Source organism: Streptomyces sp. NRRL S-1022 (genome assembly GCF_000720135.1).
Taxonomy (GTDB): Bacteria; Actinomycetota; Actinomycetes; order Streptomycetales; family Streptomycetaceae; genus Streptomyces.
The window spans coordinates 110,059-125,682 of the sequence record NZ_JOIU01000026.1; the positions used below are offsets into that span (position 1 = coordinate 110,059).

The 15,624-nt window shown below is 70.6% G+C and carries 15 protein-coding genes; 6 read left to right on the plus strand and 9 right to left on the minus strand.

The annotated features are described in order from the left end of the window. Positions 1-4: 4 nt before the first annotated feature. The 3 genes from dnaK to IG05_RS0132000 all read right to left on the minus strand — a co-directional run bounded on the left by dnaK (position 5) and on the right by IG05_RS0132000 (position 3,175). Positions 5-1,906 carry a molecular chaperone DnaK gene (dnaK, locus tag IG05_RS0131990; RefSeq protein WP_030347539.1) on the minus strand — a complete coding sequence of 634 codons (1,902 nt, stop codon included), beginning with the start codon at positions 1,904-1,906 and terminating at the stop codon, positions 5-7. Between the two features lie 81 nt (positions 1,907-1,987). After that, positions 1,988-2,515 carry a general stress protein gene (locus IG05_RS42690; RefSeq protein WP_030347540.1) on the minus strand — a complete coding sequence of 176 codons (528 nt, stop codon included), beginning with the start codon at positions 2,513-2,515 and terminating at the stop codon, positions 1,988-1,990. 210 nt (positions 2,516-2,725) lie between these two features. Beyond that, positions 2,726-3,175 (minus strand): DUF1931 family protein, encoded by a 450-nt coding sequence (locus IG05_RS0132000; protein WP_030347541.1) that lies wholly within the window; start codon positions 3,173-3,175, stop codon positions 2,726-2,728. Between the two features lie 636 nt (positions 3,176-3,811). Here IG05_RS0132000 and IG05_RS0132005 point away from each other — a divergent pair. The 3 genes from IG05_RS0132005 to IG05_RS0132015 all read left to right on the plus strand — a co-directional run bounded on the left by IG05_RS0132005 (position 3,812) and on the right by IG05_RS0132015 (position 5,546). Beyond that, positions 3,812-4,189 (plus strand): DUF2267 domain-containing protein, encoded by a 378-nt coding sequence (locus IG05_RS0132005; protein WP_030347542.1) that lies wholly within the window; start codon positions 3,812-3,814, stop codon positions 4,187-4,189. Positions 4,190-4,197: 8 nt separating this feature from the next. Further along, positions 4,198-4,473, plus strand: a complete 276-nt coding sequence (locus IG05_RS0132010) for a glycogen debranching N-terminal domain-containing protein (protein WP_030347543.1) — start codon at positions 4,198-4,200, stop codon at positions 4,471-4,473. 101 nt (positions 4,474-4,574) lie between these two features. Then, positions 4,575-5,546: an LLM class oxidoreductase gene (locus IG05_RS0132015; RefSeq protein ID WP_078894651.1), complete on the plus strand. Its 972-nt coding sequence runs from the start codon at positions 4,575-4,577 to the stop codon at positions 5,544-5,546. A gap of 41 nt (positions 5,547-5,587) precedes the next feature. On the opposite strand, the gene IG05_RS0132020 is transcribed toward IG05_RS0132015, so the two are convergent. The 3 genes from IG05_RS0132020 to IG05_RS0132030 form a co-directional block, all read right to left on the minus strand. Beyond that, positions 5,588-6,196 (minus strand): NADPH-dependent FMN reductase, encoded by a 609-nt coding sequence (locus IG05_RS0132020; protein WP_030347545.1) that lies wholly within the window; start codon positions 6,194-6,196, stop codon positions 5,588-5,590. Between the two features lie 13 nt (positions 6,197-6,209). Beyond that, positions 6,210-7,055, minus strand: a complete 846-nt coding sequence (locus IG05_RS0132025; protein ID WP_030347546.1) for an aldo/keto reductase — start codon at positions 7,053-7,055, stop codon at positions 6,210-6,212. Positions 7,056-7,958: 903 nt separating this feature from the next. Further along, positions 7,959-8,339, minus strand: coding sequence for a DUF2267 domain-containing protein (locus IG05_RS0132030; protein ID WP_030347547.1), 381 nt, complete (start codon positions 8,337-8,339; stop codon positions 7,959-7,961). A 253-nt stretch (positions 8,340-8,592) separates the two neighbouring features. On the opposite strand from IG05_RS0132030, the gene IG05_RS0132035 reads away from it, so the two are divergent. Further along, complete coding sequence (locus IG05_RS0132035) at positions 8,593-10,017, plus strand: NAD-dependent succinate-semialdehyde dehydrogenase (RefSeq protein WP_030347548.1); 1,425 nt, start codon at positions 8,593-8,595, stop codon at positions 10,015-10,017. Between the two features lie 245 nt (positions 10,018-10,262). Here the strand turns inward: IG05_RS0132035 and IG05_RS0132040 are convergent, their stop codons facing one another. Further along, the gene (locus tag IG05_RS0132040; RefSeq protein WP_030347549.1) at positions 10,263-12,041 is read right to left on the minus strand and encodes a PucR family transcriptional regulator; all 1,779 of its coding nucleotides are present in this window, start codon (positions 12,039-12,041) and stop codon (positions 10,263-10,265) included. Positions 12,042-13,017: 976 nt separating this feature from the next. Here IG05_RS0132040 and IG05_RS0132045 point away from each other — a divergent pair. Continuing rightward, positions 13,018-13,677: a hypothetical protein gene (locus IG05_RS0132045; RefSeq protein ID WP_030347550.1), complete on the plus strand. Its 660-nt coding sequence runs from the start codon at positions 13,018-13,020 to the stop codon at positions 13,675-13,677. A gap of 174 nt (positions 13,678-13,851) precedes the next feature. On the opposite strand, the gene IG05_RS48545 is transcribed toward IG05_RS0132045, so the two are convergent. Continuing rightward, complete coding sequence (locus IG05_RS48545; protein WP_176986079.1) at positions 13,852-14,016, minus strand: hypothetical protein; 165 nt, start codon at positions 14,014-14,016, stop codon at positions 13,852-13,854. Positions 14,017-14,409: 393 nt separating this feature from the next. Continuing rightward, a complete protein-coding gene (locus IG05_RS0132055; protein ID WP_030347551.1) occupies positions 14,410-15,072 on the minus strand; it encodes an SDR family oxidoreductase in 663 nt (220 codons plus the stop codon). Positions 15,073-15,287: 215 nt separating this feature from the next. Here IG05_RS0132055 and IG05_RS50720 point away from each other — a divergent pair, with 215 nt between their 5' ends. Then, positions 15,288-15,605, plus strand: a complete 318-nt coding sequence (locus IG05_RS50720; protein WP_051790488.1) for a hypothetical protein — start codon at positions 15,288-15,290, stop codon at positions 15,603-15,605. Positions 15,606-15,624: the final 19 nt, after the last annotated feature.

Here is a 15,624-nt window from a genome sequence, read left to right on the forward strand (position 1 = left end):
CGCCTCAGCCCTTGTCGAACTCGGCGTCGATGACATCATCGTCACCGCCACCGTCACTCGTGGGACCGCCGGTGGCGGCGTCCTGGCCGGGGCCGCCGCCCGTGGTGGCGGCGCCCTGATGGGCCGCCAGCCCGGCCAGCACCTGCTGGAGTTCGGAGATCAGGGGCCGCACGCGCTCCACGCCCGCCTCTTCCTTGACCGCCGCCCGGGCGTCGGACACGAGCATCTCGGCGCGTGCCTTCTCGTGCGCGGGCGCTGCGTCGCCCAGTTCGGCGAGACGCTTCTCGACCTGGTACGCGACGGCGTCTAGTTCGTTGCGGGCGTCGACGGCCTCGCGGAGGGCCTGGTCCTGGCCCTGGTTGCGCTCGGCCTCCTGGACCATGCGTTCGACCTCGCTCCGGTCGAGGTTGGAGCTCTCGCTGATGGTGATGCCCTGTTCCTTGCCGGTGTCCTTGTCGCGCGCGCTGACGTTGAGGATGCCGTTGGCGTCGACGTCGAAAGTGACATCGACCTGTGGTTCGCCCCGCGGCGCCGGCCGGATGTCGGTGAGCTGGAACCGGCCGAGCACCCGGTTGTCGGCGGCCCGCTCTCGCTCGCCCTGGAGGACCACCACATCGACGGCCGGCTGGTTGTCCTCGGCGGTGGAGAAGGTCTCGCTGCGGCGCACCGGGATGGTGGTGTTCCGCTCGACGATCTTCGTCATCACTCCGCCGCGCGTCTCCACGCCCAACGACAGCGGGGTGACGTCGAGCAGCAGGACATCCTTGACCTCGCCCTTGAGCACCCCGGCCTGGATCGCGGCGCCCAGCGCCACGACCTCGTCGGGGTTGACGCTCATGTTGGGGTCCTTGCCGCCGGTCAGCCGGCGCACCAGCGCCTGGACGGCGGGGATGCGGGTGGAGCCGCCGACGAGGATGACCTCGTCGATGTCGCTCTCGCCGACCTTGGCGTCGGCCATCGCCTGCTGCACCGGTCCCAGGCAACGCTCCACCAGGTCGCCGGTGATCTGCTCGAAGGTGGAGCGCATGATCGAGTCGGTGAGGTGCTTGGGGCCCGAGGCGTCGGCGGTGATGAACGGCAGGCTGACCTGCGTCTGCGTCACCGAACTGAGCTCGGTCTTGGCCTTCTCCGCCGCCTCGAACAGACGTTGCAGCGCCTGCGGGTCCTTGCGCAGGTCGATGCCGTTCTCCTTCTGGAAGTCGTCCGCGAGGTAGTCCACCAGACGCCGGTCGAAGTCGTCGCCGCCCAGGTGGCTGTCACCGGCGGTGGAGCGCACCTCCACCACGCCGTCGCCGACGTCGAGAATGCTCACGTCGAAGGTGCCGCCGCCCAGATCGAAAACGAGGACGGTCTCGTGCTCCTTCTTGTCCATGCCGTACGCGAGGGCGGCCGCCGTCGGCTCGTTGATGATCCGCAGCACCTCCAGGCCCGCGATCCGGCCGGCGTCACGGGTGGCGGTGCGCTGGGCGTCGTTGAAGTAGGCGGGCACGGTGATGACCGCCTCCGTGACCCGCTCCCCCAGCTGCTTGGACGCGTCGTCGGCGAGTTTGCGCAGCACCTGTGCGCTGATCTCCTCAGGCGCGTACAGCTTGTCGCGCACCTTGAAGCGGGCCTCGCCGTTCTCTCCCGGGACGACGTCGTAGGCGACGGCCTTGGCCTCGTCGGAGACCTCGTCGAAGTGCCGGCCGATGAACCGCTTGGCCGAGTAGATGGTGCCCTTGGGATTGAGGATCGCCTGGCGCCGGGCCAGCTGGCCCACCAGACGTTCCCCGGTGTCGGTGAAGGCCACCACGGACGGTGTCGTGCGGTTGCCCTCGCTGTTGGGCACGACGGACGGCTCGCCGCCCTCCCACACGGCGATCACCGAGTTGGTGGTGCCCAGGTCGATGCCCACTGCCTTGGCCATGAGGAACTCCTTCCGCGGCGGTCGACGTCCGTCGGCGACCGTTCGTCCTCCGGGCCCTGTCCGCCCGGCTTCGAAACTCGTTCAGCTGGGGGCGGGGTCGCCGCGCGGGCGCCGGCTCCCGGAGGAGGCGCTCTCCGTGTTCGCGCCGGACCCGCTGTCCAGCCCGGCGACCAGCCGGACGGCCTCATCGGCGACGTCCTCGTCCGCCACGACGTCGTACCGGCTGGGCTCCATCGAGCGGACCGAGGCGAAGTCCCGGCGGCCGCCCTGGGCCGTGTGCAACAGCACGCCGAGCAGCGCACCGACGACCGCTCCGAAGATCAGCCCGTACAGGGCGAGGAGCAGACCGGAGACGACCGGATTCAGCCAGTTCAGCAGCCCGAAGATCCAGCCGACGAGTGCGCCGGGCAGCGCTCCGGTGGCTGCGCCGTGGAGGGCGGCCTCCCCGTGCCCCACTCGACCGACCACCTGTTCGACCAGGCGTATGTCCCGACCGATGATCGCCACCTTCTGGACGGGAAAGCCCTGGTCGGCGAGGTGATCGACGGCACGTTCGGCTTCCTGGTACGTGGAGTACGAGGCAACGGCCCTGCGGGCCTGCTCGGTCATGGCCACTCCTTCCGCCGACGGACCGCCGAGTGGTCCCGACAGGCCCCAGAGTGGCTGTTCGCCCGGTCACCCCGCCTGCGCCCAGCGGGTCGAAAAGCGGCACCGGCGGTCGGTCTGCGAGGACAGGAGGCGGGACGACGGTTCGGGTTCGGCGGGTAGCTCAGGGTTCGGCCCGGCATGAGGTAGCGGGGCTCACGGATGTTCCGACTGCTACAGCAGCGAGTCGAACACCGCGGTCACGCCGTCCCAGTGGCTGGTCTGCGGGTTCTTGACATCCGGATACATGATTCTGAACGTCTCGGCGAGGGCGACACTGAGACCGCCGATGATCTCGGGGTAGCGCTCTTCGGTCTCCTGGGTGGGTGTCCTGTCGAGGGGAGGGTGCGCGGCGAGCTGTTCCAGGATCGGCTTCAGCTCGACCTCCTCGTCGAGCCGCCGGAACCGGTGGATGCTCTCCTGGAGGCCCTTGGTGATCGGCAGGTCCCACGGTTCGACGGTATCCCGGCCGTTGGCCTTGGCCGACGCCTGGCCGACAACCAGGAGGTCGTAGAGCTTGGCGTCGACGAAGTCGCCGTACCGCTTCAGGTCGTTCTTGTCCACGTCGAGGCCTGCGGCGGCGCGGAAGAACCTCTCGAACTTCGACACACCCATCACGGTCATGCCTCTCGCCTCCTCACCGGGAACCGGACGGCGTCGTTCGCTCCCGCCAGCGCCGCCATCGGCTGTTACCGGTCGAGATTCGCAGAGCCCGCCTGCCGAGCGCCTCCACACCCCGGGCCGAAAAAGAACACCCCCTCCTACCCTGGCAGAGCAGCATGAAATGCGCAGGCATCCCCCGGCCGGCCGCACGGCCGCCCCTCCGCAGGAAGCTGCGCGGCGTTGCAGCGCCTCGAACGAGAGCCGCTGACCGCTTCGAGGGCCCTGGAGGAAGCGGGGCGGGCCAGCACCGTGTCCGACGAGGTCATGCTCATCTCGTGGGTGCGAATGAGAGCCGCGCCGACCGCGCCCACGGACACGGCGCCCTGGCGCACATCCGGCAGACCGGCGCCGGTGTCCCCTTGGCCGTGGCGGAGCCATGTGCACTTGTGCTCGGAGGTCCATGGAGCCCGCCACCTTTCCGCCCGCCGGGAGCAGGCAGGGTGTAGCCCACATGCGGAGCATGGAAATGGCCTCTGCCGAGGCGCATGCACCATGACGGGCATCAGCCCGCCACCCCACACGCACGGCGCACCCTATCCGGTGGCTGTTTCAAGTCCCACGCCAGGCAGTTGCAATGCTTCAGGAAAAGGACGGCTCATGGACTACAACACCTTCCTCGACACCATCACCCGGCGCGCCCCTGTCCCCCCGGAGAAGGCGGAGCCCCTCACCCGCGCCACCCTGGAAACCCTGGCCGAGCGGCTCACCCGGGGGGAGGCCGGGGACCTCGCGTCCGAACTGCCCAAGCCGCTGAAGGAAACGCTGGTCTCTCCCACTCCGGAGGCCGAGCCCTTCGGACTCGACGAGTTCATCAACCGGGTGAGCAGGCGAGCAGGGGTGAGCCCGGACGAGGCCCGCGAGGGCGTACGGGCGGAGCTGAGCACCCTGAGGGACGCGGTCAGTGATGGCGAGTTCCGCCACGTACTATCCCAGCTGCCCCGGGACTTCGAGGCTCTCCTCGGCGCCCCGGGCTAGAGGGAGCCATGACCGACGAGGCCGGCGCCATCGTCGAGGAGACGGAACCGGCCGTAGTCACGACGGCCACCGTCACACTGGTCGAGGGGCGGACGTTCTGCGTCTCGGGCACCTCGGGCGACATGGAGGCCGAGGTGCCGCAGGGGCTGTTCCTCCGCGACGTGCGGGTCATCTCCGACTGGCGGACCCGGGTGGACGGCCACCGGCCGCACCACCTCACCGTGCTTTCCCAGGACGCCTGCAGCACCATGCTCGTCTCCCTTATGCGCCTTGACTCGGCATGAGATCGCCGGAGGATCGCATGACACGATCGACAGTTTCTTCAGCCGGCGCACCCGTGGACGTCGAAGGCGGGGCGCAGCGGCCGTTCTCCGAGCACGCTGCCATGGCCAGGGCGTATCCGGGCGGCAGGATGACCGTTGGCGCCATCACGCCCCTGGAGGGCTTCGAAGGGCCCGTGCCGTCCCTGGCCGGGCACATCGAGCGGATCCAGCAGGCCGAGCGGGCCGGCTTCGCCTCGGTGTGGGTCCGTGACGTGCCGCTGCTGGACCCGAGCTTCGGGGACGCCGGGCAGGTCTTCGACCCGTGGGTGTACCTGGGGCAGCTCAGTGCCCGCACCACCTCGATCACACTGGGGACCGCCAGCATCGTCATGCCGCTGCGGCATCCCTTGCACACCGCCAAGGCGGCCGCCTCGGTGGACCAGCTGTCAGGCGGACGGCTCCTGCTCGGGGTGGCCACCGGTGACCGGCCCGTGGAGTTCCCGGCCTTCGGTCAGGACCTGGGCGGCCGGGCCGAGAGGTTCCAGCAGTCGCTGGAGTACTTCTGTATCGTCCTGGAGCACCGTTTCCCGCACGTGGAGTCGCCGCTCGGCCGGATGCTCGGCACCGATCTGCTGCCCAAGCCGGTGTACCGGCGGATCCCCGTACTGATGACGGGACGTGGCAGGCAGGACGTCCGGTGGATCGCCGACAACACGGACGGCTGGCTGTACTACACCCCGCCGCTCCAGCAGCAGGCCGAGAACATCGAGCGGTGGCGGGAGCTGACCCGGGGCGATGGCGGTGGGTTCAAGCCGTACGCGCAGGCCACCTATCTGGATCTGACCGCGGACCCGCTGGCCCTGCCCCGGCGCATCCATCAGGGCTTCTCGGTGGGCCGGGTGTCGTTCCTGGCGATGATGCGGGCCTGGCAGGACATCGGCATCGACCAGCTGATGATCAACTTCAAGCACAGCCGCCGTCCGGTCGCCGAAGTGATCGACGAACTGGCCGAACACGTGCTGCCGCACTTCCCACCCGGGCGCTCCGGGGCGCGCGGCGAGCACCGGCGACCCGTGGAGCGGACCGGGCCCTGAGGAAGCACGGCCCCGGCGCCCCCCGCGTGACAGGGCCGGGCTCAGTCCCGAACGGCCCCGGACGGCCGCTCCTGCGCGTAGTCGCACGTGCCCTCCGCCCGGAACTGCAGGGCCGCCCTGGTCACCTCCGCGCCGAGGCCGCGCAATTGGTCCGCGACCGCCTGGTCGGTGAGGCGTCCGTCGCCGTCGAAGACCCGGGAGGACCGCGGGACCGCGAACACCAGCGGCACGGCCCAGCCGCGCAGCGACCGCACGATGAACTCCATCGCGTTGATCGCCTGCAGGCCCTGCACTCCACCGGCGGTCGTCAGCATCCCCACGGGTTTGTTGCTGAGGTAGGGCGGGTCGTGGTCGGCCAGAAGGGCGAGCCAGTCCACCGCGTTCTTGAACGCGCCGCTGACCGACCCGTGGTATGTCGGGCTGCTCCACAGCAGGGCGTCGGCGGCCTGAACGGTGTCCGCAAACCGGCGGGCGGACGCAGGGATCCCGTGCTCCGACGTGTAGAACGGAAGAGCCAGCCGCTTGAGGTCGATCACCGTGGTGTCGGCACCCGCATCGGCCGCCCCCTCGACCGCCACACGCAGTGCGGTGAGGCTGGTCGACGGGGCGCGCAGCGAACCTCCCATTCCGACGACGAGCGGGCGCGCCATCCTGTCAACTCCTTCAGAGCATCTCCAGGGGCGTGGGCCCGCTGGGTGGCGGGAACGCCTCGTCGAGGGCGTCGAGCGCCTCGGTGGGCAGGTGGAGGTCCAGCGCGCCGCGGTTTTCCCGAACGTGGCCGGGTGATCCGGAACGCGGGATCGCGGCGACCCCCTGTGCCAGCACCCAGGCGAGCGCCACCTGGGCCGGCGTGGCTCCCAGGGCCCGGGCCACGGCACCCAGTGCTTCGACCTTCAGCAGCCGCCCCTGCTCGATCGGGGAGTAGGCCATGGCCGTCACCCCGGCCTCGCGGCACCAGGGGAGCAGATCCCACTCGATGCCGCGCCGGGAGAGGTTGTACAGCACCTGGTCGACGGCCGCGGCGTCACCACCGGGGAGGGTGGTCAGCTCGGCCATGTCGGCGACGTCCAGATTGCTCACGCCCCAGTAACGGATCTTCTCCGCCTCCATCAGGTCGGTGAATCCCGCAAGGGTCTCCTCCAGTGACCACCGTCCCCGCCAGTGCAGCAGGTAGAGGTCCAGCCGTTCCGTACGGAGCCGCCGTAGGCTGCCCTCGCAGGCGGCGACGGTGCCCTTCCGGTCGGCGTGGCCGGGCAGCACCTTGCTGACGAGGAAGACCTCCTCCCGGTGCCCCCGGAGGGCCTCCCCGACCAGCTCCTCGGCTGCGCCGTCGCCGTACATCTCCGCCGTGTCGACGACGGTCATGCCCAGGTCCACGCCCAGCCGCAGCGCGGTGATCTCCTGTTCACGCCGGGCCGGGTCCTCGCCCAGGTACCAGGTGCCCTGCCCGAGCGCCGCGATCTCCTCACCGGAGGGGAGCGCGATCGTTCCGGCCGATTCCGCAGACATCTCGGGCCTCCCGTCTGCCGCGGATCCGTGTCACGCGCACCCGCACCGAGTGCCCAGGTCCGCGCCTCCCAGACAGCCGTGTCGCATGCGCCGCAGGAGAGGACCGTCGCGAAGCCGATCACCGCGGTCTGCACGGCGAAATGCCGCAGGGCGATGTCGAACAGGTCGGAGGACAGGCCCATTCCGAGGTACGCGACGACATCGCCTCCCCGCCCGCGTTCGCCGCTGCCCGCACCCCCGGCTCCGGCTCCGGCCGCGACATTCTGCCGCAGCATCCGCTGACGCTTTCGACGACGAGTCGGGCGTGGCCGCGCGGGCCGGGCACGACGTAGCGCCGGGGCTGCTCGGGGCCGGGACGGGTGTCCGGTACCGGTTCGCGCGGGGCGGCCGATCGCCTCCGGCTGCCTGGGCGTCTCCTCGTGCGCGACCAGCTCTCGGACGACATCCACGACGGCCTGCCGCACCCGGTGCCGAAGGCGGACTCCAAGGTGCGCACGGCACGGAGCGCGGTGCCGGCCTCGACGCCGAGGTGGTTTCTGACGGCCTCGGCGAAGTCGGAGACGTCGGCCTGCTCGCTCACGCCGAGCGGGGCGGTCGTCGTGTCGACCTGCCATCCGACCCGAGCACGGACTGCCCGGCGGAGATGGTCGGGCAACCGGGGGCGCGAAAGCCCGGGCGATCTCCGACGGCAGACCGGGGTCGGCCACCAGTACGACGCGCACGGATCCGCCGGGCGACGTCTCGGGCACGCCAGCCGTCATGACCACACCGTCGTGTGCGCCTCGCGCCATGGCAGCCGCGACGGACCAGCGGTCCGCGCGCGTCAGCCGCCGCGCTCCTGCGCACACGCAGCGTCCGGGCCGTCGGCGCCGTGACGCGGGCGCCGTGACGAAGGCTCCTGGGTCACCCGGTGGATTCGATGGCCTGGGAGAAGTCCGTTCCGAGCTGCGACATCAGGTCGTTGAACTCCTTCTCGCTGATCGCCTCCCGGAGCACGGCCAGTACGGTCCGCACACCCCGGTCGGCTTCCTCCTCCTTGAGCATGGTGCGTTCGGCCACGCGCCGCACGCTGTCGTGGTGGCCGAAGCGCTCGATGCGGTCCGTGGTTCCCCGGCGCACCGCCTGCGCGAGGCCCTCGGGGAGCTCGGTGATCAGGTCCCTGGCCTCCCCGGGGCTCAGCCTGTGGGCCAGCGTCTCGAGCGTGGCCCAGGTCAGGTCCGCCGCCTCCTGCCGGCTCAGTCCGGTGCGCTCGGCGACGGTACGGACGAATTCCTGCTCATCCATGCGTCGTCCTCCTTCGCTGCCATGTTGCGACGAACGGCGCGGACCCCTACAAGCCTGCCACGCCGACCCGGCCCGCGCCCGGACGGTGGTGACCACGACCACCCACAGCTTGACACCTCTGTGGCGCTCTGGACGTTCGACGGGAACCACAGGGGCTCCAGGTGCCATAAATTGCCCTGGAATAGGACAAAACAGCAGGTGTGAACGGGCTTGGGCATGGAAACCCGAGGTGCCCCGACTCCAGGGAGGCGCCATGGACGCCCATGCCACTGGCCAGGGAAGCCCCATCGCCACGGTCAACCCGTACACCGGTGAAAGGGTTCGGGAGTTCCCGGCGCTGAGCGCGGAGGACGTAGAGCGCGCGATCGAGGCGGCGCACCGGAGCTTTCCGGACTGGCGCGCCCGGTCGACGGCCGACCGGGGGGCCCTCGTGCAACGCGCCGGCCGGCTCATGAGGGAGCGCAAGGAGGAACTGGCGCAACTCCTGACCCTTGAGGTCGGCAAGCTGATCAATTCGAGCCGTGCAGAAGTCGACCTCGCGGCCGACATCCTCACCTACTACGGCGAGCACGGTCCCGAGCTGCTGGAAGAGCGACCCCTGCCGGTGCCCGGGGGCACGGCGGTGCTGGTGAACGAGCCGCTCGGCGTCCTTCTCGGTGTGATGCCCTGGAACTTCCCGCTGTACCAGGTGGTCCGATTCGCGGGTCCGAACCTCGTCCTCGGCAACACGATCCTGCTCAAGCACGCGAGCAGTTGCCCCCAGTCCGCACTGGCACTCGAGCAGCTGTTCACGGACGCGGGAATGCCGAGCGGGGTCTATACCAATCTCTTCGTGCGGGGCAGGGACGTCGGGAAGATCATCGATGACTCCCGTGTGCAAGGAGCATCACTGACCGGAAGTGAGCGGGCGGGCGTGAGCGTGGGCGAGATCGCCGGCCGCAATGTCAAAAAGTCCGTCCTTGAGCTGGGCGGCAGTGATCCCTTCATCGTGCTGGACGGTCACCACCTTGACCGCACCGTCTACGCCGCGTTCCTGGGCCGGATGGGCAACACCGGGCAGTGCTGCGTGGCGGCCAAGCGCTTCATCGCCCTTGCCGACGTCTACGACGCCTTCCTCACCGGGCTGCGTGACCGGATGGGCGAGGTCCAGCCGGGAGATCCGGCCGACCCCGCCACCACGCTCGGCCCCCTGTCCTCGGAGGCCGCGGCCGAACTCCTGATGGAGCAGGTCCGTGACGCGGTGGACAAGGGAGCCACGGTGGTGCTGGGCGGCGGGCGGCCCGACCTGCCGGGCGCCTTCGTCGAGCCGACCGTCCTCACCGACGTCACACCGGACATGCGGGCCTACCGGGAAGAACTCTTCGGCCCCGTCGCCGCCGTCTACCGGGTCGCCGACGAGGACGAGGCCGTGGCGCTGGCCAACACCTCCCCCTACGGCCTGGGGGGTGCGGTCTTCGCCGCCGACCCGGAACGTGCTCGCGGGGTCGCGGACCGACTGGAGGCGGGCATGGTGTGGATCAACCACCCGACGGCGTCCCGGCCGGAGCTGCCCTTCGGCGGCATCAGCCGTTCCGGCTACGGGCGCGAACTCGGCGACATGGGCATCGTGGAATTCGCGAACCGCAAGCTCGTGCGCTACGTGGACGCCGACGCCCCGATCGAAGAGGTGCTGGGCTGACCTACGAGCCGGCCGACCGCGCTCTCCATGGCGAGCTGGTGGTGTGGGAGCGGGACAGGCTGCGTAGATCGTGGGCCGCGAGCGACGCGTGACCGGCCCGTCGGCCTCCTCCCGGCGGTGCTGGTCACCACGGCCGGTATCCGGGACTCCGCGGCCGGCACCCGGCTGCTCGACCAGGTCGCCGCCGCCCGGCCCACACACTGCAGCGCTGCTGACACCACTCCCACAGGAGTTCCAGCGAGGCGTCAGCCGGGCCCCAGCACGATCTTCCACACTCGGGTCGCCACCTGGAGGTTGAGCCGGTCCTCGACGTTCGCGAGGTCGTTGCCGCTGATGTCGCGGATGCGCTGGAGCCGATAGCGCAGCGTGCTGCGGTGGATCGCGAGGGATTCTGCGGTCTCGTCGTAGTTGCCGCCGCAGTCGAAGTACCGGGTCAGGGTCTCCACCAAGGTCGCCTGGTGGCGGGAGTCGTAGTCGATGAGCTGCCCGAGCCACTCCTGTACGAACGTCTCCAGTTCCTGGTAATCGTTGCCGGGTCCCAGGATGCGGTAGAGGCCGAGTTCGTCGAAGAACGTCGTGCCGTAGCGCTCGCGGGAGTGGCGGCGCACTTCCAGGGCGCGCAGCGCCTCCTGGTAGTGGTGGGGGATGCCGTTCAGGGAGTCGGAAGGGGCGCTCACCCCGATCGTCCCGGACCGTGTTCCGGTCTCCCGGGCGAGCGCCTCGTACAGCGCGCGGGCGTGCGGCCTGTCGTCGGCGACCAGGACGACGTGGTCGGAGCGTCGGGTCAGCAGCGAGCGCATGCCCACGGAAGAGGCCGCCCGCTCCACGGTCCGTGCGAAGGAATCGTCGGCGGTCCGGTTCGACCACTGCACCACGACGACGTAGTGGCTGCGGTGCAGGTCGTGTCCGACTGCCTCGGACCGGGCGTAGGCGCTCGCCTCGTCCGTCCCAGCCAGGAGGTCGTCCACCAGCTTGCGGTGCAGCCTCAGCTCCACTTCGGCCAGATGGCGCAGGTGCGTCAGCTCCGGGGCGAGTGACGCGGCAGCGTGTTCCAGCGCGAGCACGGTGTGCTCGTCGGCCTCCTCCCGGGCATCGACCAGGGCCAGCACGCCCAGGATCTCGCCATGCGGGCGGATCAGGGTGATCAGCCGGTCCCTTATCCGCACCGGCCCGGCCTGACGGGCGACGGCGTGCAGCATTTCGTCCTGGCGCACGGGGTCCGGTTCGGGATAGGGGACGGGGCGGCTGGGGCCGGTCCAGGACCTCAGCCGACCGAAGCGGTCCTCGACCAGCGCGGGAAGTCCGGTGAACCCGTGCAGTGCGCGGGTGACGGCTTCCTCGCCGCCACCCGAGGCAGCGACGCCGGCCATGAACGCGTGAACGGCTCGCTCGTAGCCCAGCTCAGCCGCCACAGAGATCAGCTGCAGCTGGAGGGCTGTGCGTTCGTCCCTCAGTCGGTGCAGCTCCAGCACGTCCTCGCGTCGGCGGCGATGTGCGCAAGCGACTGACAGTGCAGCAGCGGTGTGGCGGACGAGCGTGGCGAGCAGAGATCGCTCGGCCGCGGTGGGCCGGGAACGGGACGTCACCACGAGGTAGCCGTGGAGTCCCTCGAGTCCGCGCAGCCCCAGGGCCCGGCCCCAGGGCTTGCCGGGTACGGTCACGTTGCCGTCCTGCCCGGCCAGCTCCCGCACCCTCCGGCTCACGGCCAAGGCAGGCATCTGCCCGTCCCTTGGACGCGGGACCAGGTCGCCGCCCACCTTGAGGTATCCGGCCTCGGCGGTGTACGGCCCCGTGGCGGCTATGTGGTCCATGGCCAGGCGCAGGATCTCGACTTCGTCCGCAGTGCCGAACAGGGCGCGGGAGAGCGCGACCAGTTCATGGAGTGCATGGTCGGCTGGGGTGCGAGCGGGTGAGCGGGGCCCTCCGCGCGCGGCCGCGGGGTGCCGCCCGGCGCTGCCCCGCGGAAGGCTGCCCTTCCGGTGGGAGTAGCGGTGGTACAGGCTGTGCGCCCGGCTGGCGACCATGGGATCACTCCGTCCCTCGAAGCCTTCAGAGAACCGAGCGGCATGTCGCGTACCCACTCGCGGGCCGGCTTACCCGCAGTGTGTCGATCATTTCTCCGTACTCGTGGGGCGACCGGACCTGTGCATTCCTGACTCGCCAGACGCAGGCGTGGAGCAACCCGGCTCGTCACCCTGGGGAGTGCTTGCGACTCTCCGTGTGCACCGGTGGGAACCCGGCGTGGGCCACCTGGTGCGGCCCCTGCCGCATGGTCAGCCCCGCGCCCTCGGACAGGTCGCCCGCGACCTCGCCGGACGGATCACGCCCGTCAAGGTCGACACAGACAAATCCACGGGTCAGTCGGCGCCTTCGAGGTGCGTTCGTGGGTCGAGCAAGCGATGGCGGGCCGGCGAACCGCTGCAGGACGGTGAACACAATGGACCACCGCGGAAGCCCCCCGGAAGCGCGGAACAGAACCGCGTGCCCAGGTGCGAACCATGAGCTCCTCTGCCGAAGCAGGCGCCTTGGCCCGGCCGGTCCGCCACCCCGGGTGAAGAAGGCGGCCTGCCGCGAACCCACGAGAAGACGGAGACGAAGAACGATGACCATGCCCCTGCGGAGCCACCGCGGTGGCGGAACAACGCAGCGGCGCCTCGGGGGCCCGCAGTCCGCTTATTGAATTCGGCGACGCTCAATCAGATGAGCGGATTGCTCGTGTCCACGGTGGGCGGCGCCGCGTCCGCAGCCGCGTGGACGCCCACTCGCGGACGTCACAGCGACCGACGACGCCTTCGAGGTCGAGGTCTGACTCCCTCCCGCGCCATGGCGCCCGCCGGACCGGTGCCTTCGCGTAACGGCTGAGACTGCCTGGGAGGTCTGCTGCGTTCGCTGCGGTCCGGCGAACTGCGGGGGTGGGGTGGCGGTCGCGTGGATCCGAGCAGGAACTGGTCGTTCGGCCGCTCCGGACGATGAAGAACACATCGCGAGCTGGGAGGAACCATGCGGAACCGGATACTGAACAAGATCGGCACACAGCTGTTGCGTCTGCGCCACGACTCGTCACAGAGCTCGCAGGACCGGGCGGCGCCGGCCGACTACGGACTGGACCACAGGCAGGTCGCCGAATTCGTCGCCGGCACGCTGGACGCGGAGGGCGAGGCGGCGCTCGCCCATCAGGTGGCGCGGCTGCTGCCCTTCCACTGGACCTGGCCCAACCGGGTCGCGGAGGAGATGTCGCAGATCACGGACCACTTCGGTGATCAGCGCGAGCTGATGGCCTGGCTGGATCGGCACCCCGGCCTGCCACGGCTGGTGGCCCGCCTGTACATCTTCATGGGCCTCCTCGACAGGTACAGCGCGGTGCCCGCGGTCGTGACCGCGATGCGTGAGTACCGGGAGCGGACGCCGTATCCGCCGGGCCTGGAGCCCTACCTGGTACCTGCCACCGATGACGACACGCTCGCGAGCATTGCTTTCAAGGTCGAGAAACTGCTCGGCGAGGAGCGGACCCGGGAGGCCGTCGACCTGGCCCTGGCCACTGCGGCATGGCTGCAGCAGATCGCGCCGCGCGCGCGGGAACTCACTCCTGAGGTCGGCGACTTGAACGAGCTGATGGGGCAGGCTCGACAGGATATCCGGGCGGCAGCAGCCGACATCTGAACACGACGCCCCTGGGTCTCCGCCGGTGCTCGCTCCACTCGTCCCGGTCGTCCAGGGCGGAACGCCGCCGCGCACCTGCACGGACTGCTGGACGGCAGGCGGGCCGGGAACCGGTGACAGCGCCGGAAAAAGTGCACCCTCACCCGGCCCCCGGCGACGGATCGTCCAGTGGGGCTAGGCGTCGTCCCCCCGCTCGCCCTCCGCCTGGGATGGCTCGCTCCGAGGGACGTCCGGGTGCTGTTCCGTTGCGGTACGCTCGCCCGTCTCGTCCCGCTCGCCCTCGGCCTGCGAGGGTGTGCGCGAGTACCACGCGTCGTAATCAGGGGCTCCGGATTTCATGACGGGCCTCCTTCGTCGCTCACGTCCATCCTCCCCCTCTCAGGCCGTCTGTGGCCTCTCGTACGAACGGCGCTCCAGCGTCGTCCGGAGAGGCGATCCGCGGCCGGGCAGCGCCCGCACCATCGGCCGTCGCCAGGTCGTCGGCACCGACGGTGAACGGCCTGCAGCCGAAGATCAACGGCCTCGGGCGCGCCGGCAAAGCACGTGTGGTGATCGGCGGCGTGGCCGCTGCGGTGGCCGCAGCCGTCCTCATCGCCCTTTCTCGGTGAGGACGCACCGTCCCGACTCATTGCTCCCGCCGCGGCGGATGTCGATGGCGTCGATCTCGCCGTGGGGGTAGTGACCGCCGTCGTACCGCGCCTCACCCGCACCCGGGCGAGGCGGAGTGCGGCGTCAGCCGCCGGCCACGGCGCGCACCGCCTCCTCCACCGGCGTGGACCCGCTGATCAGCTGGAGGATGCGCCCGGCGGTCCTGGGCTCGTGGAGCAGGGCGGCGAGCACCGCAGCCACGTCATCGCGCGGCACCTGGCCGCGGTCGGTGTGCTCGGCGAGCGTGACGCGGCCGCTACCGGGGTCGTCGGTCAGCATCCCCGGGCGCAGAATCGTCCAGTCCAGTCCCGGACGGGAGGCGATGTCGGCGTCCGCCTCGCCCTTGGCCTTCAGGTAGGCGGCGAACACCGGGTCGGTGCCGGGCGGCGGCGGGCTGTCCACGCCCATCGCGGAGATCACCAGGAAGCGGCGCACCCCGGCGCGCTCGGCCGCGTCGGCGAGGAGGATGGCCGCGTTCCGGTCCACCGTCTGCTTGCGGGCCGCGCCGCTGCCCGGTCCGGCGCCCGCGGCGAACAGTGCCGCGTCGGCGCCGCCAAGGTGGCCGGCCACCTCATCCAGCGAGGCGTGCTCCAGATCGCACACCACCGGTTCCGCGCCGTCCGCGCGCAGGTCGTCGGCATGGTCCGGGTTGCGGATCAGCCCTGTGACGTTGTCGCCGCGCGCCGAGAGCAGCCGGGTCAGCCGGCGCGCGATCTTTCCGTGTCCACCCGCGATCACAATGTGCATGGAGTCATTCTTGCCACTCGCGACCGCTTACGCCGGGCTGCGGGACTGGTGCGGCAGGCCGGGTCCCGCGGTTGCCGTAAAGCCGGCGTACTCGCGCACCGCGCCGGCGCGCGGATCTCGGGCTGTGAACGATCGCGGTTCATGGGGCGGGGAGATCTCACGGACGAGCAGTGCGCGGTGCCGGAGCCGTCGTTGCCGAAGGGTGTCGGCGCGACATGCCCGTCGAGTACGGGCCGTGGGGCCGTGTCCACGACCTGTTCCGCCGATGGCAGTGGAACGGCACCCGGCACCGGATCCTCACCCGGCTCCAGTCTCTGGCCGACGGGAAGGGTGCGATCGCGTGGGACCTGAGCGTCGACTCCACGGTCTGCCCCGCGCCCACCAGCATGCGGCCGGGGCCCGCGATCAAGATGCGCCACGTCGCCGGAATCCTCGGGGAACCGGCCCGGACGGGACACCTCGCGAGCGATGTCCGCCACAGGCTGGACCGCAGCGTGGCGACGCGCGCGACCCCGCGCCCCGAAGCCAGCTGACCGGTGCTCAGCCCCTCGC